A 21,319-nucleotide genomic window follows, 5' to 3' on the forward strand; every position below is an offset into this window, starting at 1 on the left:
CGGATCTGCGGAGCAGTATCTGTGGGTGCGTTGCCGTAGGTTCTGGATCGCGAGAGACATGCTCGCTCAGAGAAGCATTCCAGGAAGGACGAGCACTGCTGTGGTGGCGAGAGGACCGATGATGATCATCGACAGCCCCCAGCGCATGAGGTTTCTGGTCAGTCCGGGACGCACATCTTCTGGTGCACCGCCCACGCAGGCAGCGCCTGCTGTGGAGAACGGGGTGGCGTCCACCAATGACGAGGAGATGGCCAGTGCCACGATGAGGCCGTAACCCGTGAAGTTGCCGGTAGCCATCAGTGGAATGGACAGTGGGATAAGCGCGCCGAGGATTCCCGTGGTGGAGGCGAATGCGGAAACGAAGGCTCCGATGACGCAGATCAGTAGTGCTGCCAGAATCGGGTGTGGCACGCCTGCGGCTGCATCGCCCAGCATGTCGATTGCTCCGATACGCTGCAGAACTCCGGCATATGTGATGACTCCGCCTACCAGCAGAACGGTAGACCAATCGATCCCCTTCATTGCCGGCTTCGTCCGTTCCGGATACAGCAGGGAGATAAGGACGGCGAGCGTTAGCGCGATGACACCGACGTCGGTCTGAATTTTCAGAGCAGAGAGCACGACGACCAGGACGAGCAGCACACTGATTGAGGCCAGGGAGATTGCCTGAAAGACCGTGAGCTTGTCGGAAGCCTCGAGATGAGCGTTACCCGTGTCGCCAAGATCGTCGGGTTCTACGGCGGTGGAGATGCGAGCGGCGCCACCACCGGGTCGCAACATCTCCCTTGTGGCTTGTTGGCCGCGGGAAATTGCCCCCGGACCGCGAGTGGAGATTTGGGAGGCCTGTGCGATGTCGAGACTCTCCCGGCCCCGTCGAACCAGCGCCGGACCTCCGAAGATGAGAAAAGCGACTGCCATGGCTACGGTGTTGAAGACAATAGCGGCGACGAACAGATAAATCGGGTTGGCCTCGAGGCCAGAGTTCGCCGAGATCCCGTTGGTGATGACGCCGAACAAGCTGATGGGAGCAAAACCGCCAGCAACTCCGCCGACCACGACCGGCAGGGCCATGAGCGTCGGGTTGATCTGGTGCTTGGTGACAAAAAACATCGCGATAGGTGCGACCGCCACGCAGGCCAATGGGGAACCCATCGACGCGATCACCACGCACAAAACGAAAAATACCCAGGGAAGTAGGGCGAGGTTACCGCCGATCAATCGAATCGCTCGGTGTATTACCCAGTCCACAACCCCGGACTCGCGGGCAATGGAGAACAGGTAAGTAACGCCCACCAGCAGTACGAGCAGACCGACCGGAAAAGCGTCGAGAATATCGGCTAGAGGTTCTTCAGCAATGAAGAGGCCAACGCCGAAGGCCGCCACGAGGGCCAGGAGCCCTAGATGTACGGGCTTCCACGTGGCGATCAGGAACACCAGCCCCAGGATCGCCAGGGCAAGAACTTGGATGAACATCGAGGGTCTCCTGTACTAGGTAGACGTTAGAGGCAAACTCCAGGTGATGGCCTGTGACCAGGCCCGGGGCCAGCTACGAATCGATCGAGCCGCCGGACTGGAGAGCCAGCGCGATCGGTACGGGGAAGATTCCAGTACCAAAATTTGTCAGATTGCTGTACTTATGTGTGTTCGAGTTGGTGGGTGCGGGACGTTCGTGCGGTGTCGACCCAAGAGTGGGGTGGTGGGTTGGGGACGGCTCCACCATTTGCCACGGCGTTCAGGCGTGCCAAATGGTGGACCCGTCCTCGAGTAGCGCTCGGGCGATGAGCATCCGCTGAATTTCATCGGTACCGCCGCCGATGCGACCGTGTCGTAGCTGCCGGTACCACGTAGTGAACGGTTGTTCACGGGTTTCGCCCATGCCGCCGAGCACTTGCATGAGTTTGTCGATGGAGCGATGGCCGTAGTTGCCGCCCATGAATTTCGACGCACTGGCCAGATAGCGTACGTCTTCCCCGGTATCGGCGCGGGCGGCCGTCTCGTACCCCATGGCCCGGATCGATTTCAGGTCCAAGAACGCGTCGACAAGCATCCACTGGATCGCCTGGCGCTCCGCGATCGGCTTACCGAAGGTGATGCGGTTCTTGGCCCAGTCGATCGCTAGGTCCAGGCCGCGGGACAGGATTCCAGCTGCCAGTGAGGCGCGGGCGAGCCGATCCTGGATTTGAAGAAATTCCTGTCCCACTCCGAAGCCGCCACCCACCTCGCCGAGCACCCTGTCGTCAGGGACATGCACACCGTCCAGATACACCGTGTATTGATGTCCGTGCCGGGTGAGCCAGGTTTCGATGGGCGCTGTGGACACGCCCTCGGCCTGCGCGTCCACGATGAAGGCGGTAATTCCACCTCGGGCGCGCTTGTTCGCGTCGGTGACGGCCAGGACGAGCAGATGTGTCGCTTGTTGGGCGCCGGAGATCCACATCTTGGTGCCGTCGATGCGCCATCCGTCGTCCGTTTTACGCGCGGTGGTGGTCATGGCCGCGGGATCGGAGCCGGCGTTCGGCTCCGACTGGGCGAACGCCATGAGGACCTTGTCCTCGAGGGCCGGGGCGAGGAACTGCTCCTTTTGGGCGTCTGTGCCTTTGAGTAGGGGTAGGGGCACATGGGCCCGTGGAAGTGGGACCACGCTGCGCTGCGTCTCGCAGGCCACGACGAAGTCTCCCAGGATGCCCAGACCTCCGCCGCCGAGCTCTTCTGGCAGCCCGATGGCATACAGCCCTGCCTGCTCGGAGACCTCACGCAGTCGCTTCCAGTCCTCGGCCGGGAGGGAGCCGTCAACCTGGCCTTCGCCCCAGCCCAAGAACTCGGTGTCGGGGCTGGCCCATTGGTTGCTGAGAAACTTCGCTTCGAGGGGAAAGCATTCCTTCTCGACGACATTGCGGGTGTGGTCACGCAGTTCCTGCAGTTCCGAGGGGAGCTGAAACATCGTTGCCGGAGCGCTGTAGTTGACGCTAGTCATGGGATCACGCTTTCTGAGTGTTGTCATCTGACGTCATCGTGGCGAGAACAGACATGAAGTCAGGGTCTATAGAGCTGAAGATGCCGCGCGCGAGGTTCAGCTCGATGTTGACCGGCACCACGGGCGGTGGGTTGCGCGGTGTATCGGCGACCGCTCCCCGGTCTCGAAGGTCTGTTTGTGCTGCCTGGTCCACGCCGATCTCGGACAACACTTCGGAGTTGTGCTCGCCGAAGTGGGGGGCTCGGTACCGAGTCGTGACAGCAGTGTCGGCAGTCCACCGGTAGGGACGTCCGATCACGGGCCGCATCGAACGGTCGTCGGCCGCAGGCAGCGGCTCGAAGAACCGGCGATGCCTCAGCTGTGGATCGAGCATCAGATCATGGGCATCACTGACCACCGCGGCGGAGACCCCGCAGTGGCGCAGTGACGCGGCGGCATCTTCTGCATCAAAGGTCGCGAGTACGAGTGCGAGGGCGTTTTCGCGTTCTGCGTCGTGGGAGATTCCAGGAAGGGCTGCAGCGACTGCGTCCCATTGTCCGGGACGGATACTTACGGCTATCCAGCGTTCCGATTGGGCGCTGGCGAACACTTGGCTGAACTCGGCGTGTATCTCGTGGTTTCCTCGGCGCCCGTAGTCGCCGCCTTGAGTCTGTGCGCGGGCGAGTGCCTCTGGAATCACTGCGGGCCCGAGCTGATACATACCCAGATCGATCCATTGGCCTTCGCCCGTGCGCCGCCTTTCGACCAGAGCCGCCATCAAGGCTGTGAGTCCGGTCCACGCCGCCAAGAAATCGGGGTAGGACTGCCCGACTTTAGAGGGGGGTTCTCCCGCGTAGCCGGAGTAAGCGCCCACTCCCATCGTGGACTCGAGCGTGGTGCCTTGGGCTTTGAAGGACGACCATGGTCCTGTGGATCCAAATCCAGTGTTGGACAGATGAATCAGGGACGGATTGGCGGCCACGAGAGCCTCGTGGGTGAAGCCCCAACTGGGCAGAACGCGTGGTGTGAAATTATCCAGGAGGACATCGGCGTCACCGACAAGTCGCCAAAGAAGTTCTCGCCCTTCGGGAGTCTTCATGTCGACTGCGGTGGACCGCTTGTTGCGGTTCAGCACTCCGAAGGAACCAGACCGGTCCCACGGCGAGTCGTCGGCCTCGTTGTCGAGCAGCGGACCGAAAACCACACCGCGAGTCTGTTCCAGTCGATCAGGGGACTCGACCTTGATCACGTCCGCGCCGAAATCCCCGAGAAGACCGGCAATATAAGGAACAGCGAAGACGGTGGACAGGTCGATGACACGTAGCCCGTCCAGCGGGCCCGGCTTCGAATTGGCCGAGGGGCGGTCGGTGGTACTCATGCGACCTCCTCTTGCTTCGGTGCGAACGTCGAATTGGGGGTCGCCCTGATGAGATTGGCTGGGAGACGGTAGGTGGTTCCCTCGACGGTCACTTCCCTCCATGCCTCCCGTGCCTCGAGTTGTGGGCAGGCCAGTAACTGTTCAGCGGTTTGCACGAAGCCTGCCAGCATTCCCAATTCGGCCACGTGCTCGAAGAAGGGTCGAGCCTGCCATCGGGACAGATGTTCGTTCACCATGGCTGCGAGTTCGTCGGCGTGGCGCAGTCGTCCGTCCGCGCTGCCGTATCGGGGATCGGCGAAGCGGGGGTCGTCGAACACTTCTGCAAACGATTCGATGCCGATCCTGTTGTTGATCTGCATAGTGACCAAGCCGTCACTGACCGGCATCGGGGCCCCGGTGAAGAAGATGTCCTTGGTGACCGGAAGTCGACTCTGCAGGGCGCCCATCGATGTGTAATAGGGCGTGTTCAGCACCAGTTCCGAGCTGAGGACCTCGCGTCGAGAGATGTCGATCAGGGCGCCTTCGTGGCCGTTGAGCGTTGCGTAGTACGACGCAAGGCTCGTGTAGGCAGCGTTGATTCCTGCGGCATACGCGGACTGTTGTAGCCCGCGCATGAGCGGCTCACGTCCCTGAACACCGCTGATCGTCAGCAGCCCACTCAGTGCTTGAACAATCAGTTCGGTCGCCGGCCATTCGGCCATCGGACCGGTGAGTCCGAAGGGCGTAACCACTGTGACGGTGAGTTCCGGGCGCTGTTGCGACAGACTCAGCGGATCGACGCCCCACGTGTTGAGGGTAGCCAAATCGTCACCGAGCAGGACAATGTCCGTCGCAGCGAGAAGGACGTCCAGGGCGCCGCCCTTAATGGACGTGTCCACCTCGACCACCGTCTTGTCCCAGTTCAGATACTCGCGAAGCAACGAGCTTTCAGCAGAGTTGTCAGCCGGCACCCGCAGTGATTGATCCGCCCGGTCGACGGTGGTCACCGAGGCGCCCAGATCACTCAACAAACGTCCCCCGAAAGCCGAGGAGATCCCGCCGGCCAATTCCAGTACCCGCACGGATGACAGAGCTTGGTCGGTCATACTCCAACCTCCGCATACGGGTAGGGGACGTCGCGTTCGGCGGGAAAGACGACGGTGGCGGACCCGAGTGTTCCTTCGCGACCGGACTGATCGCGGATTCCGATCTCGAGATCTGCGTAGCCGAGGCCGTCTCTCTCCACCAGGGCTGTAACTCGACCCCATGCCGTGAGCGTTGCTCCTGCGACATCCATGGAACGAAACTGGAAACCGACCTTGGACACCCACGCCCCTGGTCCGGCCCAGCGTCTGAGCATCTGCAAGAGAAAATGCTGCTTCCAGCTACCGTTGATGAGGAGGCCGGGCAGACCTTCGTGGTCGGTAGCGAATGGCAGGTCGTAATGAATTCGATGCCAGTTCTCGATCGCTGACGACCAGCGCATGAGGTGTACGCCGGTGATAGGTCCGGCCGTGTGGTGTGGTAGCTCCTCGCCGACACGGAGCTGCCGAAACAGCCGTCGCGAATCCGTGGAGATCATGAGGGTGAGTCCATTTCGTTTCGGTAGATGAGCGACATCGTGATAACAGCGAGGCGGGCGCCGCGGTGATTGGAGTAGGTCGTGCGGACTCGGACTACGACCATCGGGCCGCTCCGACCTTCTCGCTCGTAAACTTGGTGATACTCGGATTGCGCGCTGACGACGTCGCCGACTTCCGCGAGACGATAGAACTCGGCCTCGGTACCGGCATTGAGCATCCTGGTGCCGGGCAGGTCCAACGGTGGCAGCCCGGGGAAGAGCATCCCTGCCGCACCATCCCAATCAGGGTCGGAGCCGAGTGCGTCGAGCGGGTCAGGGAAATTCAATCCGCGAACCATCGAATGCATCGGCCACAATGGCGGAGCCACCGGATTGTCGAAACCCGCAGCTCGCGCCGCGGCGGGATCGAGGTGAAGCGGGTTCGTGTCCATGGTCGCGTGCACGAAACGGCGAAGAGTGTTCTCGTCCAATGCCTGTGGCGAGGTGACGACGTCGCCTTTGACGCCTTCCATTGCTTTGACATTGTCGGACAGTAAGAGTGTCATACGAGCGGCCTTTCGGCTGTACGGAACTTGATCGCTGTGGGTTCGGGGTCAGGAATGGGCTCACGCCATGGCCGAGACTGGTGGTCGACGCTCACTTCTCCGCGTTTGAAGTGCTTCGCCTCGTCGTGGGTCTCGACGAGCGGTAGGTTCGGGCTGTACAGCTCATCCGGTGAGGAGGGAAACGGACCGGCTGTGGACACTTTTCCTGGTGTAGAACGACCGAGAACTTCCTCGAGGAGCCACACCGCATCGATCAGGCGACTGAGATCCACGTCGGTAGGGATTCCCATATGCTCGAGCATGTGCACGACGTCCTCCGTCGCCGCCATACCCGTAGCGCGGCCGTTCCCGCAGTACGGGCACCCGCCAATACCACCGAAGGTGGTATCCAAGACGAGCGTATGGCGGTGATCGAGCACCCGCAGCGCGGCGTATATCGACGGTAGGGCCATTCCGCGAGCGTCGTGTAAGTGCAGGTGGAACGTATTGATGCCCGGCCAGCGTTCCAGCATGGCGGCCAGAGTCTCCTCGACTTGATCCGGCATGCACCAACTCATCGGATCGGCCAAGCTCAGAGTCGTCACGGGAATTCCCGCGGATTCCCAGAGTGCGCTCTGTAGCTCGAGCATTTCAATCCGGTCAGCCAGGCTCCGATGGCCGGTGAAGTTCGACCCCCACGCCGCTCCCAGACCGAGCCCGCCCTCGGAAGCACCGTCACGCTTCGCGCCTTCGACAACGTCTGTCCATCTGTCGATCTCGAACTGCTGCGAGATGTTGGCGTTCCGACGGATGAAGGTGTCGCAGAGGTGGACCATCGTCATCGGGGGAAAGCGCGAACCTGTCAGCGGCGGCATGTGCTCGGCTGCGCGGTCGCGTCCCTTCTGATTCAGCGCCAGTGCCCGATAGTGGACGCCCTCTACCGGTGTGAACCGGCGCACCAGCTGGTCGATCTCACTCATCTGCGGGGTGTAGCGGGGGCTGACGAACGAGCCGACCATGATGTTCTTCAGTCCGGTCAACGACAAGGCGTTCAGAAGTCGAACCTTGTCATCCAGCCCTATCGTCACGGACTCGATCTGCATGCCCTCCCGCATGCCCTCTTCGTTCAGTTCGATCTTCGGATAGGACATGGGATCCTTTCTGTCGCTGTGTCACCAGCACTTGCGAGCGCCTCAAGTGACCGCAGTCACTTCCAACCTGAGGGTAACCGAATGGTTGATCGGTTTGCAACCATTCAGTTACAGAGGTGGTTGGAGGTCCGGCAGGTCGCTGCACGCGTGTAGCTCTGTCGAGGGCGAGACTCCGAGCCGAAGAGAAGCCCTCGTTCGGCGTCCCTGCGCCGACTACAACCGAATCGGACCTCGACGCGCCCGGTATCTTGAGGTTGGCCATCCTTACCCGACTGGGCATCTGGCTCAAATTCGCCGCATTGCGCACTCGAACAGAAGTGTGGGTACGTGTAGTCCGTAGAAGTCGTTGGCATATCCTCACCTAATGGTCGATGCACAACGTCAAGCTGTGACCCGGGAGGTGCTGATTTGACTCGCCTGCCTCGCTCGGACGAGGGAAAAATTGCGCCACCCGTCGAGACGCGACAAATCATCCTTGAGGCAGCTATCGACGAGTTCGTCGCCGCAGGCTTCGCGGGCGCTCGGATCGACCGGATCGCCAAGGCGTCCGGTTTTAACAAGCAGCTTATCTACCGCCATTTCGGTAACAAAAGGGGTCTGTACGAGGAGGCTTTCGAACAACTCGTACTCAAAGTTCGCGGCGCATCTCCGGAAGGCGTGATCGACGGCGGTGCAGTCGTTGATTACATGGGTGTCCACGACGCAAAGGACAGGAACAGCCGTGGACCGGTCGACGAGGATGATGAAGAACTGGAACGCATCACCTACTCTATGTCCCGGTTGATTGTGTGGGAGGCAATTGCTGGCCAGGTGTCGGGAACCAGGCTCGCCATCAAACGCGCCGAAAACTACCGAGCGGCCATCGAGTGGGTGCGGCGCAAGCAGGTAAACAAGGAGATTCGCGACGACGTCCCGGCGGAGTTGGCAACAGCGCTACTGGTTGTAGCGGGCGGAGTTCCCTACTCGATGCCCAATGTTCTGCAGTTTAGCTTCGGTCAAGAAAGCCTTTCGCCCGCAGACAAGAAAAAATGGCGCGAATTCGTGTGGCAGGTGTTGAAATAAAGCGGCATCGTTGTTGATTCAGTTCGTAACTCGGTTACAGGCAACGGTCCTTTATCGGCTAATTCACGAACGCGACAGAAGAAAGATCAAATATTTGTCACCCAGCCCGCTCGACGACGCAAACGCCCAGTAATCGATGCCTTCGCACGACCGGGCTTCGCTTCCTATCAACGGTGACCGAGCGAAACTGGTCGGGGGTTTCGCGGGTGGCGGGGTGGGCGCTGGCGACGCCGGCGTTGTTGACGAGAACGTCGACGCGGCCGAACTCGGTCATTGCCGCGTCGACCAGAGCGGCGCACTGATCCGGATCAGCGATGTCGGTAGCCACGGGCGGGGCCCGTCGGCCGGTGGCACGGACAAGTGCGGCTGTGTCGTTTAGTTTGACCGCCTCTGTGCCGGAACCGTCGCGGGCGGGGCCCGGACCGGTCGGGCGTCGTCCCGGGTCAGCCGTGTGCCGATCGCCTCGAGTAGTGTCCCGTCGCCTCTCTCGCCCAGTTCGACCTCCACCTCGCGCCAGTCGCTGGCGACCGCGCCGTCCCCGGCGGACACTGCGGCGGCACCGGTGGCGTGCACCGTGTCGTCGGCGACCTCGGTGAGAAGGTGTCCCTCCGGGTCGAGCAGCCGGCGCCGGCGCCGAACGGTCGAGATCGATGCCACCGGGTGCACCGGTTTGCCCAGGGCCACCCCCGAGATCAGGGTGGCCAGCTGCCCGGCACCGAATCGTCCGCGGTGAACGGCACCCGGATTTCGGTGCGCGCCTTGCGGTCGGGCACCTTCAGCTGCCACCCGGCGTCGGTGTCGCCGGATCGGCGTCGCAACGTGACGTGCTGGCGGAGTAGGTCCCGGTCCGTGGTGTCGAAGTATTCGTTGTCGAGGGTGACGGTGTCTTCGTCGAGCCGGCCGCCCGGCGGGACCAGATCGTCCAGGTCCGGTACCGCGAAGTCGGCACCGACGTCGTATTTGTCTTCCCGCTCGTGCTGCGCCGTGCTCATGGATCCAGACTGCCCGCCCGGCCCGTCGAATAATCAGCACGGCGTCGACCGCGGTCCCGCTGCGGTGCTGCACCGGCCTGGACGGGGCGGCAAGTGTCGCCCCGCCCCGAGCGTCCTTCCCGTGGGACCAACCTGATGCGCCGAAAATGGTGTTTCACCAGTGGTTTCGGTGCTGCCGGCGCAGGAACCAGCTTTCGCAGGTCACCGTACGGTTGCTGAACAAGTTCCCGGCCGCGTCGCGGGAGACGGTCGGGACGCGGTGGTGTTGAGCGTCTATGGCGATGACGAGGATCGGGTCCGCGGTCGTCAATGACGTTGCCGATCTGATTGGAATGATCGGCGTGGGGTTGATCTTGGTGGTCTGCACCATCAGTGTGACGAGGAACTGATGGGTGCACGGCGCCCCCGCTGAATTCTTGGCGGAGCTCACGGGGGCACCGTGCGTCGTGCGAAAGGCGCACTGATGGTCACGGTAGAGGTCGATCCTGTCCGCGTCGAGTCCCGCCTGTCGCGCGGGGACATGTCCTGCCCGTCCTGCACCGGTGGAGTGCTGGCGGGCTGGGGTTTCGCCCGACCCCGCCCGGTGGCCGGAATGGCTGCGCCGGTGCGTCCGCGACGGGCACGGTGCCGGGGGTGTGCGGTGACGCACGTCCTGCTGCCGGTGACGTTGTTGCTGCGCAGGGCGTATCTCGCGGAGTTGATCTGGGCGGCGTTGGCGGCGAAGGCCCGCGGTCACGGGCACCGCCCGATCGCGCAGCGATTGGGCATCCCGAGGTCCACGGTCCGCGGCTGGTTGCGGGTGGCGGCGGCCCGAGCGGATGCGGTGCGTAGTTGGTTCCTCGCGGTCGCGGTCACGACGGGTGTGGATGTGGCGGTGCCGAGGACAACGGAGTCGGTGTGGGGCGACGTCCTCGCCGCGGTGCACGCGGCACACGGTGCGATCACCGCTCGCTTCGGAAGGTCCGCGGTCCTCGGCGCGGTGACGGCCGCGCAGGTCGCCGTCGCGGCCAGTGCTGGTCGGCTGCTCTCGCCCGGCTGGCCACCGGTCCCGGCATCGGATCCTGCAACACCAGTTGACCCTGCCGCCGACAAAAGATGATCCGTCATCGTCGCGGGTGTGACTGCCCGGCAACAGGTTCGGGCAGCGCATTCTTCGATGAATGGGGATCGTGTTGCCTACCGATGATGAGAAACGACGTGAGAGAAGCCATGCGGTCGGGTTGTTCCGCTACCAATTGATCTGCCCGGCGCTCGATGCCGGGTTGTCGACGAAGGCCCGGGGCCGGCTGGTGCGGGAGATCGCGAGCCGACAGCACACCGACCCGTTCGGAACCCGGGTGAGGTATTCGCGGGACACGCTCGATCGGTGGATCCGCCGCTACAGGGCCGGTGGGTTCGAGGAGTTGATTCCCCCCACGCGGGCGGGGACTCCGCGGACGGACACTGCGACCTTGGAGTTGGCGGCGTCGCTGAAACGGGAGAACCCGGCCCGCACCGTCGCGCAGGTGCAACGGATTCTGCGGGCCTCGGCGGGATGGGCGCCGTCGGAATCGACGCTGCTGCGCCATTTCCACCGGCTGGAGTTGATCGGCCCCGCCGCCGGGGACGCCCCGACTGTGTTCGGGCGGTTCGAAGCGGAGAACCCGAACGATCGGTGGACCGGGGACGCGCTGCACGGGCCGAGGATCGGTGGCCGCAAGACGTATCTGTTCGCATTCTTGGATGATCATTCCCGGTTGATCACCGGCTACCGGTTCGGGTTCTCTGAGGACACCGTCCGTCTCGGGGTCGCGTTGGAGCCGGCGCTCGCGGCGCGCGGCGTCCCGGGCTCGGTCTACGTCGACAACGGCTCGGCGTTTGTCGATGCGTGGCTGCTGCGGGCCTGCGCGAAGCTCGGTATCCGGTTGGTGCATTCGACCCCGCACCACCCGCAAGGGCGCGGGAAGATCGAGCGGTTCTTCCGCACCGTCCGGGAGCAGTTCCTCGTCGAGGTCGCCGACACCACCGCCGAGGATCTCACCGCCGCGAGTCTCGATCACCGAACCGCGTTGTTGGAGCTCAACCGGCTGCTGACGGGATGGATCGAAGTCGAATACCACCGGCGGGTGCATTCGGAAACCGGGCAGAGCCCACTCGATCGGTGGGAGTCCGGGTGGTCGCGGCTGGGACGGACACCGGCGATGCCGACGGCCGCCGATCTGACCGAGGCGTTCCTATGGTCGGAGTATCGGACGGTGACCAAGACGGCGACGGTGTCGTTGCACGGCAACACCTACCAGGTCGATCACGCCTGGTGGGACGGAAGGTCGAGTTGGTGTTCTCCCCATTCGACATGGAGACCATCGAGGTCCGCTACCGCGACGCCCCGCACGGACGGGCGGTGCCGCACAACATCACCCGGCACGTGCACCCGAAAGCCCCGGCCCGAGATTCCGGAACGACCCACGCCCGCTGCGACGGGTATCGACTATCTGGCGTTGACGGCCCAGACCCATCATGAGCAGGTTCGCAGCGATCGGCGGATCGGGTATCACGCCCTCTACGGACCCACCGACGACGATAACGGTGGTGAGCAGCTTCCCGGGCAGTTGAGCATCGACGACCTCACCGATGAATTCACCCACCGCGACGGGCGGCCCGCATGAGTATCGAACGCCTGCAGTCCTACTACGGCTTCACCCGAATGCCGTTCGGCCGAGGGTTGGCACCGTCGATGCTGCACCGGCACCCCGGCCACGCCGAAGCCGTCGCCCGGATCTCCTGGTGCGTGGACCAACACGCGTTAGGAGTGATCACCGGCGAGGTCGGCGCCGGGAAAACCGTCGCCATCCGCGCCGCGACAGCGGCCTTGGACCCAGCCCGGCATGTGATCATCTACCTACCGAACCCGTCGGTGGGAGTGCGGGGAATGCTGCATCACATCGTCACCGCACTGGGCCGGGTGCCGAGTTTCTACACCGCGACCTTGGCGCCGCAAGCCGCCGAGGCATTGGCCGCCGAATACGCCGAGCGAGGCCGCACCCCGGTCGTGGTGATCGACGAGGCGCATCTACTCGACAACGCGCAGATGGAAGCCATCCGGATGCTGACCAACCACGACATGGATTCGGGGTCACCGTTCGCGGCACTGCTGGTCGGGCAGCCGACGTTGCGGCACCGGCTGCGACTCGGAGTACTCGCCGCGTTGGACCAGCGGATCGCGGTGCGCTACGCCTTGGCCGGGATGAGCCCGACAGATTCGGCGGACTACATCACCCATCACTGCAAGATCGCCGGCCGGACGGATCCGTTGTTCACCGACGACGCGGTCACCCTGATTCACAATGCGGCCCGCGGATATCCGCGGGCGGTAAACAACCTGGCGGTGCAGGCGTTGACGGCGGCGTTCGCAACGAAAGTGTCCATCGTCGACGAGAAGTCCGCACGGGTCGCCGTCACCGAAAGTGGCCACGACTGAGTCACTGATCGCGCGACGTCACCACGCCGACGATTCCCTCACCACTCCGACGAAGGCCCTCCCCGCGACCGCGGGAAGGGCCCTTCTCATATCGACATCAACGGCATCGACAGTGACGCCATCGTCGGCACGTTCAGCGACGGACAACACCACGAACAGACTGGGCGGTAATCACGCGTAAGTGGGGCCTCAAATCACACCTGATTCCGCGTGCTGCGGGCACGTCCGCGCACTACCGGCGAACGGTGGTGATCGCTCCAGATCTTTTATTGGGCACAGAGCCGGCGGGGGAGTGGAGTGAGCGTCTCACCGTCAGAGTCCGCACCGGAGGATCTGCCCACCTCCGACGGCGACGAGCGCGTAGGTCGCTGCCCGTCTGTGGGGTGACTGCTGTAGAAAACATTTACGCAGCATCTGGACTAAACACCAGGTGGGTCCACTTTGGCTCTGCAGAGTGCGCTCCGCACACCTCGACCGAGGATTTCGTGCAGGAACGGACGAAATATGCCGCGCCGGGAGACAGCGAGGGGCGGCTTCGATAACAGCACGACTGGCGAATCCCGAAGGTGATCTTGTGCGGACGCTGAGGCTTCGCGGACAAGGCTTCGCACAGCGCCCTCGGGAGGCTGGGTGAGCCCGAAGATGTCGCGCGAACAATTGCCTTCTTGGCGTCGCCGAACTCTTCCTACGTCACGGGACACATCCTTGCCGTGGACGGTATGACCCCCTTGGCTTGAGTGGAATCTCACATATCTGCAGCTATTTCATCGAACCCCTGCTCGCTTCCACCTGTCGATGGACGCACAAGAGCCCGTGACGCGACGGTCCGTCCACCCATGCGCCGCGCTTTCTTCCAATCGTCAAGGCTACGGCGCTGCAAGATGTTCGAACACCGTCGATCCCGAAAGTGTCGTCTGTCCCAGGTTCGGCTCATCCAGTGGACACCACTGACCGTTCTGGTCGCTGAGATACCGGTTCACGATCGATCCATCCGAGATGTGCTGTCGGGGTCGAGTAGCTGGTGAATTCGGAGAACACGTGCGGCCGGCGTGCGGACACTGGTGAGGATGGAACTTACCGGTGTTCGCACGCCGGCCGCGTTCGAATTTCGCTCTCGAACTTCACTCCTGCTTGAGCGTGTACCCCTGTAGTTGCCCGTCGGCCGCCCAGTTGTGCAGGACGTTGTAGTAGGCAAGTGGACCGTCTCCGTAGCGCCCGCCGATGAACAGGTCGGCGCTACTCTCGGCTTTGCCTTCGGCGTTGTAGTAACCCGGTGTGCATTGCGCGAAGAATCGGAACATCGCGTGATTCTTCGGGGATTCGGCGATGATCCTTACCCATTGTTCGACGTCTTGGGGTTCGGCCTCGACGGCGCGTGCATTCTTGGCGTCGGTCTGCGCGATGATGTGCGCGACGTACTGAGATTGCTCGTCCAGCAGGTGCACAGCGTTCACCGCCGACGCAGTCTGGGTGTTTCCGCCGATGAAGAACATGTTCGGGAACTTGTCGGTTGACATGCCGTGCAGTGTCCGGACGCCGTTCGCCCAGTGCTGCGAGAGTGTTGTCTCCCGCCCGATGATGTCGAATCCAGTCAACTCGGTGTAGGAGATTGCCGATTCGAATCCCGTTGCCATGATCAGGCAATCGAGTGGATGCTCGATACCGTCCACCACGACACCGTTGGGTGTGAATCGCTCCACACCCTGACCGTGGGTGTCGATCAACGTGACGTTCTTCCGATTGAACGCAGCGAGGTAGTCGTCGTGCCACCCGGGCCGCTTGCACCACCAGCGATACCACGGCTTGAGGGCCTCGGCGGTGGTCGGATCTTCGACCACGTCGTCGACGCGGCCCCGGATCTGGTTCATCAACCTGTAGTCGTTGATCTCGGACAGCTCGGCGAGCTCTTCCTGCGTCGGCGGCCGCCCCAACCGCTTGGTCACCGAGTCTTCCGGCTCGGCGAGGACCTCGAATGCTCCAGTCCACCCATCGCCCACCAAATCGACCTCGGGCCGCACGTAGCCGGCTTGGGTGCCGAATTGAACATGGGCTTGGAAGTTTTCGCGGCGTTCGCGCTGCCACCCGGGTTTGGACATATCGACCCAGTCGGGACCGGTTTCGCGTTGTCCGCGGACCCCGACGGTCGAGGGTGTCCGCTGGAACACCAGGAGCTCGCCGGCGTCTTTGGCGACTTCGGGCACGATTTGCAGCGCCGTCGCACCTGTTCCGACGACTCCGACTCGCTTGTCCTTCAGTCCGGTGAGTCCGCCCTCGCTGGTACCGCCGGTGTAGCTGTAGTCCCATCGGCTCGAATGGAAGATGTGGCCTTCGAACTGATCGATGCCGGGCAAATTGGGGAGTTTCGGCAGGCTCTGACGGCCGCAGGCGAGAAGGAAGTAGTCGGCGGTCAGCCTGTCGTTGCGGTCCGTTTGAATGTGCCAACGGTTCTCGTCCTCGGACCACTGTGCGCCCGTGATCGCGGTGTGAAAGCAGGCTTTGTCGTAGAGTCCGTATTCCTTACCGATTCGCTGGCTGATCTCGAGCATTTCTGCTGCATAGGCGTAGCGATGCTTCGGCGCGTAGTTCAGCTCTTCGAGCAGAGGTAGGTAGATGTGCGCTTCGATGTCGCACATGGCACCCGGGTATCTGTTCCAGTACCACGTTCCACCGAAGTCGCCGCCCGTCTCGATCACCCGGATATCGGTCACTCCGGCATCGCGCAACCGAGCGCCCAGCAACAGACCGCCGAAGCCGCCGCCCGCGATGATGACGGAGGTGTGCTCGGTCAAGGCCTCGCGGGGAACGTCGGCGTCACTCCACGGGTCACGGCTGTACTGCTCGAACCGCCCGACTGAGGTGCCGACGTACTGCTTCTTTGCGTCCGGGCGGATGCGGCGATCACGTTCGTAGTCGTATTTTTCTTTCAGAGCGGTTGGATCGAAATCCAGCTCACCAATGAGTTTGTCGTTCGACACTGGTTCCTCACCCTCGTCTGGCGGCGTCAGTTCGAGTGACGCCGTATTCAGGTCTGCTGGTGTGCATTCCTAGCGGTGTTGAAGCGGATCCCGGGGCATACTGCTGGGCAGTAGTGACCTCTCCGGGTTGCTGGAATTGCTACCGTCGCACTGCATTCAGCTAATCAGTGATCGCCATCACCGTGAAGCGACATCGGTCGCGACGGACCGAGACAATTGTTGCGAAAACGGGGTGGTGCTTCCCGAAAGCGGTGTGGCGCCCGCGCAGACTCACACCCTCGGACGGGACGACACGTAATTGATTCCAGCCTGGTTCGGACAGACGACAGCCGCCACGGTCGAAGTCGACCGTGACGGCACGCCACGACGCTGGCAAGGTTTCGTAGCGGCACCTTTGCACCCCGTTTCACGAGCGCAGGCCGGTGGCCTGGCATGCACCGTGGGTCGGGACCCGGCAGAAGCGTGTCAGAGGAGGCGGAGCAGGGTGGCGTTGGCCTGTCCGCCGCCCTCGCACATGGTTTGCAGGCCGAACTCGATGTCGTTCTCGCGCATGTGGTGAACCATGGTCGTCATCAGCCGGGCACCGCTCCCGCCGAGTGGGTGCCCGAGTGCAATGGCGCCACCATTGGGATTCAACCGTTCTTCGTTGGCCCCGACTTCCTTCAGCCACGCCAAGGCAACCGAGGCGAAAGCTTCGTTGACCTCGTACGTTCCGATATCGTCGATCGTGAGGCCGCGTCGAGCGAGCAGTTTCTCGGTCGCTGGGATGGGCCCGGTCAGCATCGGCATCGGCGGAGATCCGATGACGACGGCGGTATCGATCGCTGCGATCGGCGTGAAACCGAGCTCGGCGGCGGTGTCGGATCCCATGATCAGCAGTGCGGCGGAGCCGTCGCTGATCTGCGAGGAATTGGCCGCGGTGATCTTGCCGTCCGGGGTGAAGGCCGGCTTGAGCTTGGCGAGCGATTCGAGGGTGCCGCCGCGCCGGACCCCCTCGTCGACCGCTATTTTCTCTCCATTTACCGGGATGGATGCGATCTGGGATTCGAATCGTCCCGCGTCGATTGCCGCGGCCGCTTTGGCGTGGGAGCTAAGGGCGAACTCGTCGAGCTGTGTTCGCGACAGTCCCCAGTCGTCGGCGATCTGTTCCGCACCGATTCCTTGATTAGGGAACTCGGATCCGAACCGCTGGGAGTAGAGCTCACCGAGCGGGGAATTGCCCGCCGCGGTCGACGATCCGATGGGGATGCGGGACATGGATTCGACGCCGCCTGCGACGACGATGTCGTAGTGCCCGGCAACTACGCTCGCTGCGGCGAAGCTGACGGCCTGTTGCGATGACCCGCACTGCCGATCGATGGTGGTGCCGGGAACGTGAATGGGCCATCCTGCGGACAGCGCCGCGGTCCGAGCGATGTCGAAGCTCTGTTCACCGACCTGACTGACGCATCCCCAGATGACATCCTCGACCAACGCGGGATCGAGGCCGGTCCGTTCGATGAGCGCGCACAACACATGCGCCGACAGATCGGCAGGATGAACGGAAGACAGCCCTCCGTTTCTTTTACCAACTGGCGAGCGGACGGCATCGACGATGACTGCTTCACGAGACATGAACATGCTTTCTGATCGAGCGGAACATGGTATGCGGGTACTGCGGCAGAGCCGCTCTCACCGGTGCGCGGTGACCGGCCATCCTCAGAACCAGTCTGCGGACATATCGAGTGTCGTCCGATCGAGACTGGCGAGAAGATCGAACTGTGCTCCCGTGGAGGGGAGTTCGTAGCGGAAGAAGTAGCGCGCTGCCTGACGCTTTCCGTCGTAGAAGTCTCCCTGCGAGTCTCCGACTGCAAGGAACTGTTCGAGCCAGATCCAGGCTACGACGACGTGGCCGACCGCCTCGAGGTAGATCGACGAATTGGTCAGCGATTGCGCCTTGTCGGGTTCGTCGCGAAGAGTCGTCGTCACCGCTCGGGTGCGGTCGAGTGCAGCGTCGAGATCAGTGGCCAGATCGGCTGCTTCGCCGCCCGCGTGCTGAGCACGTTCGATGGTGGAACCGATGGTAGTCACGAGCAGGTCCAGACCCGCACCGTTTTGCATGACCATCTTTCGGCCGAGCAGGTCGAGGCCTTGGATGCCGTGTGTACCTTCGTGGATCTGGTTGAGCCGATTGTCGCGGTAGAATTGTTCGACGTCGTAGTCGCGGGTGTAGCCGTAACCGCCGTGCACTTGAATGGCGAGGTCGTTGGCGCGTAGGCACCACTGGGATGGCCAACTCTTCGCGATCGGGGTCAACACATCGAGTAGCAGTGTTTTCTCGGCCTGCTGCTGTGTGTCGTCGAGGGTGTCCTGCTCATCGACGAGGTTGGAACAGTATAGTCCAAGTGCAAGAGCGCCTTCGACGTAGGATTTCTGCGCCAGCAGCATCCGTTTGACGTCGGAGTGTTCGACGATCGCCACTGGTTTTGCGGTGGAACCCGTTCCGGATTGGCTTCGGCCCTGGGTGCGGGTTTTCGCATAGTCGACCGACTGCAGAAAGCCTGCGTAACCGAGTGCGGTGGCCAGGAATCCGACTCCGATGCGTGCCTCGTTCATCATGTGGAACATGTACGAGAGCCCGTTATGGGGTTGTCCGACGAGGTATCCGACGGCACCCGGGCGACCGCCTGGGGAGTAGCTGCCGTCCCCGAAGTTCAACAGCGCGTTCGTGGTGCCGCGATTGCCCATCTTGTGGTTGAGTCCGACCAGCGCTACGTCATTTCGTTCGCCCGGATTGCCTGCATCGTCGAGCAGGTATTTGGGAACGATGAAGAGGGAAATGCCCTTCACGCCGGGGGGGCCGCCGGGGATCTTCGCGAGCACCAGGTGCACGATGTTGGCGCTGATCTCATGGTCTCCGCCTGAGATCCACATCTTCGTCCCGCTCAGCCGATAGCTACCGTCCTCCTGTTCGACGGCTTTCGTGCTGATATCGGCCAGGGATGATCCGGCCTGCGGTTCCGACAGGCACATGGTGCCGAAGAATCGTCCCTCGAGCATGGGGCGGACAAATCCGTCGATCTGCTCCTTGCTGGCGTGCGCCACCAGCAGATTCGCATTGGCGACCGTCAGGAAGGGGTACCCGCTGGTCCCGGCGTTCGCCGCTTGGAACCAGGCGATCGAGGCGCGCATGACCGACGTCGGGAGCTGCATGCCGCCGAGGTCTTCGTCGAATGATCCGGCGAACAGGCCGGCCTGAGCGAACACCTCCAAGGCCTTCTTGGTTTCCGGGAGGGTGATGACCTTCCCGTCGGCGCCGATTGTCGGTTCGGTTGCGTCCGCGGTCTTGTTGTGCGGGGCGAAGTGCTTGACGGCGATGTCTGCGCTCAGGTCAAGGACGGCATCGAACGTATCGCGTGAATGTTCCTGGAAGCGTTCACGAGTGGTCAATGACTCGACGTCGAGCCACTCGTAGAGCAGGAAATCGAGGTCGCGTCGTGACAGGGGTGGTGTGGTCATGATCGTGGCACTCCTACATCGATACTCCGCCGTCCACCGGCAGAACTACGCCGGTGATGTACCCGGCCTCCTCGGAGGCCAGGAAGGCAATGGCATTGGCCATTTCGGCCGGGTCGGCGAATCGGGCTATCGGGCCGGTGACCTCGGAGACCTTTTCGTCGGGGATCGACGCCGTCATGCGGGTGGCGGCGTTCGGTGAGATCGCATTGACGGTGATCCCGAATGCGGCGAGCTCCTTCGCCGAGGTCTTGGTCAGGCCGATGATGCCGGCCTTGGCGGTGGAGTAGTTCGCCTGGCCCCGGTTGCCGCGGATGCCGGAATAGGACGTGACGTTGATGATGCGGCCGTAGTTCTGTGCACGGAAGTGCGGCACGACGGCACGAGTGAACCGGAACGAGCCGCCGGCGTGGACGTCGAGCACCTGCGCCCAGTCCTCGTCGGTCAGCTTCCACAGCACCCGGTCGCGCAGGATTCCGGCGTTGTTGACGATGACGTCGATTCGACCGGTCCGCTTGACGGTGTCATTGACGACGCGTTCGACGTCGTCGGTGTTGCTGACGTCGGCCTGAACGGCGGTCGCGTCGATGGTCTCGGCGGCCTGTTTGACCTCGTCGCCGTCGAAGTCGACCATGACCACGTCCGCACCGGAGTTGTTGAAATGCTTCGCGACTTCGAGTCCGATGCCCCGGGCGGCGCCGGTGACGATCACGGTGCGGCCGGTGAAGTCGTAGTTGATGTTGCCCATGAAGTTCCTCTGTTGTGGTTGTTCCGACTCGGGTGCGCCGGCGGGATATGTTGCTTCGTTCCGGTGCCGGCCGGTCAGTGTTGGTCGACAACCGATGCGCGCAGCAGCACAGTTTCGAAGATGCGGGCGGTGGCGGCATCGATCATGATTCCGTCGATGGCGACGGCTCCGTCCCCGGCGGCTTCGGCCTCGCGCATTGCGGTGACGACCTTCTTCGCCTGAGCGACTTCCGTCTCGGAGGGGGAGAAGACTGCGTTGGCGAGGGTGACCTGATTCGGGTGAATGGCCCATTTGCCGACCGCTCCGAGCTCCGCGGACCAGTTCGCCTGCTGCAGATAGGCGTCGTCGTTCTTGAAGTCTCCGAAGGGACCGTCGATGGCATCGAGGCCATTGCTCCGCGCCGCGACGATCATTTTCGTCCGGGCGGAGTGCCAGATGTCACCCGGGTAGCCAGCGGCTGTTCCAATGTGTGCCGAACGCATGCCGTGGCTGGCGGCGAGGTCTCCGACCCCGAGGATGAGAGCTTCCAGCCGCGGACTGCAGGCAGCGATGGCGTCCACCGCAGCGAGTGCTTCGACCTCCTCGATCAGTACCTCGAGCCCGATCGCCCCGACCTTCAGGCCGTGCTTGTACTCGAGCTGCGTCAGCAGGGTGTCGACGAACCAGACATCACGCGGGGACTTCACCTTCGGCAGGATCAGCACGTCGAGGTGAGCGCCAGCGCCGGCGACGACCTCGGTGATGTCGTCGAGACACCACGTGGTCTGGACCCCGTTGACGCGGACCGCGCGAATCTTGTTTCCCCAGTCCAGGGTCTGCAAGGCGGTGACGGCCTGGCGGCGGGCGACGTCCTTTGCGTTCGGTGCGACGGCGTCTTCCAGGTCGAGGAAGACGAGATCGGCGTCGCTCGCTGCCGCCTTGGCCATCATTTTCTCACTGGTGGCGGGGGTGGAAAGTTCGGATCGGCGCCGACGAACAGGCCTGGTCTCGGACATGTGATGTTCCTCTCTAGCGGGGGTGGGG

General features: G+C 62.9%; 16 protein-coding genes and 4 pseudogenes. 5 read left to right on the forward strand and 15 right to left on the reverse strand.

Annotated elements, in window-relative coordinates; genetic code table 11:
- Window positions 1-66: 66 nt before the first annotated feature.
- From I1A62_RS04720 to I1A62_RS04750, 7 genes are all read right to left on the reverse strand, one after another.
- A complete protein-coding gene (locus I1A62_RS04720) occupies window positions 67-1,473 on the reverse strand; it encodes an SLC13 family permease (protein WP_219454448.1) in 1,407 nt (468 codons plus the stop codon).
- 259 nt (window positions 1,474-1,732) lie between these two features.
- Window positions 1,733-2,974 (reverse strand): acyl-CoA dehydrogenase family protein, encoded by a 1,242-nt coding sequence (locus tag I1A62_RS04725; protein ID WP_219454450.1) that lies wholly within the window; start codon window positions 2,972-2,974, stop codon window positions 1,733-1,735.
- A gap of 4 nt (window positions 2,975-2,978) precedes the next feature.
- Window positions 2,979-4,331, reverse strand: coding sequence for a CaiB/BaiF CoA-transferase family protein (locus tag I1A62_RS04730; RefSeq protein ID WP_219454452.1), 1,353 nt, complete (start codon window positions 4,329-4,331; stop codon window positions 2,979-2,981).
- Window positions 4,328-5,416, reverse strand: coding sequence for a CoA transferase (locus I1A62_RS04735; RefSeq protein WP_219454454.1), 1,089 nt, complete (start codon window positions 5,414-5,416; stop codon window positions 4,328-4,330). The genes I1A62_RS04730 and I1A62_RS04735 overlap by 4 nt, the downstream gene beginning before the upstream one ends.
- The gene (locus tag I1A62_RS04740) at window positions 5,413-5,892 is read right to left on the reverse strand and encodes a hypothetical protein (RefSeq protein WP_219454455.1); all 480 of its coding nucleotides are present in this window, start codon (window positions 5,890-5,892) and stop codon (window positions 5,413-5,415) included. Before I1A62_RS04740 ends, I1A62_RS04735 begins: the two co-directional genes overlap by 4 nt.
- Window positions 5,889-6,437, reverse strand: coding sequence for a MaoC family dehydratase N-terminal domain-containing protein (locus tag I1A62_RS04745; RefSeq protein ID WP_219454457.1), 549 nt, complete (start codon window positions 6,435-6,437; stop codon window positions 5,889-5,891). Before I1A62_RS04745 ends, I1A62_RS04740 begins: the two co-directional genes overlap by 4 nt.
- Window positions 6,434-7,567, reverse strand: a complete 1,134-nt coding sequence (locus tag I1A62_RS04750) for a citramalate synthase (RefSeq protein WP_219454459.1) — start codon at window positions 7,565-7,567, stop codon at window positions 6,434-6,436. Before I1A62_RS04750 ends, I1A62_RS04745 begins: the two co-directional genes overlap by 4 nt.
- Window positions 7,568-7,975: 408 nt before the next feature.
- Here I1A62_RS04750 and I1A62_RS04755 point away from each other — a divergent pair, with 408 nt between their 5' ends.
- Window positions 7,976-8,629 carry a TetR/AcrR family transcriptional regulator gene (locus I1A62_RS04755; protein ID WP_257890446.1) on the forward strand — a complete coding sequence of 218 codons (654 nt, stop codon included), beginning with the start codon at window positions 7,976-7,978 and terminating at the stop codon, window positions 8,627-8,629.
- Between the two features lie 175 nt (window positions 8,630-8,804).
- On the opposite strand, the pseudogene I1A62_RS04760 reads toward I1A62_RS04755, so the two are convergent.
- The 3 genes and pseudogenes from I1A62_RS04760 to I1A62_RS04770 form a co-directional block, all read right to left on the reverse strand.
- Window positions 8,805-9,011 (reverse strand): annotated as a pseudogene (locus tag I1A62_RS04760) (SDR family NAD(P)-dependent oxidoreductase); the annotation flags it as partial.
- A gap of 29 nt (window positions 9,012-9,040) precedes the next feature.
- A pseudogene (locus I1A62_RS46820) lies at window positions 9,041-9,621 on the reverse strand (CYTH domain-containing protein); the annotation flags it as partial.
- 154 nt (window positions 9,622-9,775) lie between these two features.
- On the reverse strand, window positions 9,776-10,051 hold the full coding sequence (locus tag I1A62_RS04770; protein WP_219454461.1) for a hypothetical protein: 276 nt from the start codon (window positions 10,049-10,051) through the stop codon (window positions 9,776-9,778).
- Window positions 10,052-10,084: 33 nt separating this feature from the next.
- Here I1A62_RS04770 and I1A62_RS04775 point away from each other — a divergent pair, with 33 nt between their 5' ends.
- The 4 genes and pseudogenes from I1A62_RS04775 to I1A62_RS04790 all read left to right on the forward strand — a co-directional run.
- Entirely contained in the window at window positions 10,085-10,720 is a 636-nt protein-coding gene (locus tag I1A62_RS04775; protein WP_219454462.1) for a helix-turn-helix domain-containing protein, read from the forward strand.
- A gap of 61 nt (window positions 10,721-10,781) precedes the next feature.
- A pseudogene (locus tag I1A62_RS04780) lies at window positions 10,782-12,266 on the forward strand (DDE-type integrase/transposase/recombinase).
- Window positions 12,263-13,078: an ExeA family protein gene (locus I1A62_RS04785; RefSeq protein ID WP_011600389.1), complete on the forward strand. Its 816-nt coding sequence runs from the start codon at window positions 12,263-12,265 to the stop codon at window positions 13,076-13,078. The pseudogene I1A62_RS04780 and the gene I1A62_RS04785 overlap by 4 nt, the downstream one beginning before the upstream one ends.
- A 614-nt stretch (window positions 13,079-13,692) precedes the next feature.
- Window positions 13,693-13,815, forward strand: a pseudogene (locus I1A62_RS04790) (SDR family oxidoreductase); the annotation flags it as partial.
- 384 nt (window positions 13,816-14,199) lie between these two features.
- Here the strand turns inward: I1A62_RS04790 and I1A62_RS04795 are convergent.
- From I1A62_RS04795 to I1A62_RS04815, 5 genes are all read right to left on the reverse strand, one after another.
- Window positions 14,200-16,053 (reverse strand): NAD(P)/FAD-dependent oxidoreductase, encoded by a 1,854-nt coding sequence (locus I1A62_RS04795; protein WP_219454464.1) that lies wholly within the window; start codon window positions 16,051-16,053, stop codon window positions 14,200-14,202.
- A gap of 465 nt (window positions 16,054-16,518) precedes the next feature.
- Window positions 16,519-17,673 carry an acetyl-CoA C-acyltransferase gene (locus tag I1A62_RS04800; protein ID WP_219454466.1) on the reverse strand — a complete coding sequence of 385 codons (1,155 nt, stop codon included), beginning with the start codon at window positions 17,671-17,673 and terminating at the stop codon, window positions 16,519-16,521.
- A gap of 78 nt (window positions 17,674-17,751) precedes the next feature.
- A complete protein-coding gene (locus I1A62_RS04805; RefSeq protein ID WP_219454468.1) occupies window positions 17,752-19,551 on the reverse strand; it encodes an acyl-CoA dehydrogenase in 1,800 nt (599 codons plus the stop codon).
- Window positions 19,552-19,564: 13 nt separating this feature from the next.
- Window positions 19,565-20,296, reverse strand: coding sequence for an SDR family NAD(P)-dependent oxidoreductase (locus I1A62_RS04810; protein ID WP_219454469.1), 732 nt, complete (start codon window positions 20,294-20,296; stop codon window positions 19,565-19,567).
- Between the two features lie 74 nt (window positions 20,297-20,370).
- Window positions 20,371-21,291, reverse strand: a complete 921-nt coding sequence (locus I1A62_RS04815; protein ID WP_219454471.1) for a CoA ester lyase — start codon at window positions 21,289-21,291, stop codon at window positions 20,371-20,373.
- Between the last annotated feature and the right edge of the window lie 28 nt (window positions 21,292-21,319).

It is taken from the genome of Rhodococcus sp. USK10, assembly GCF_019378875.1.
Classification (GTDB): domain Bacteria; phylum Actinomycetota; class Actinomycetes; order Mycobacteriales; family Mycobacteriaceae; genus Rhodococcus_F; species Rhodococcus_F pseudokoreensis.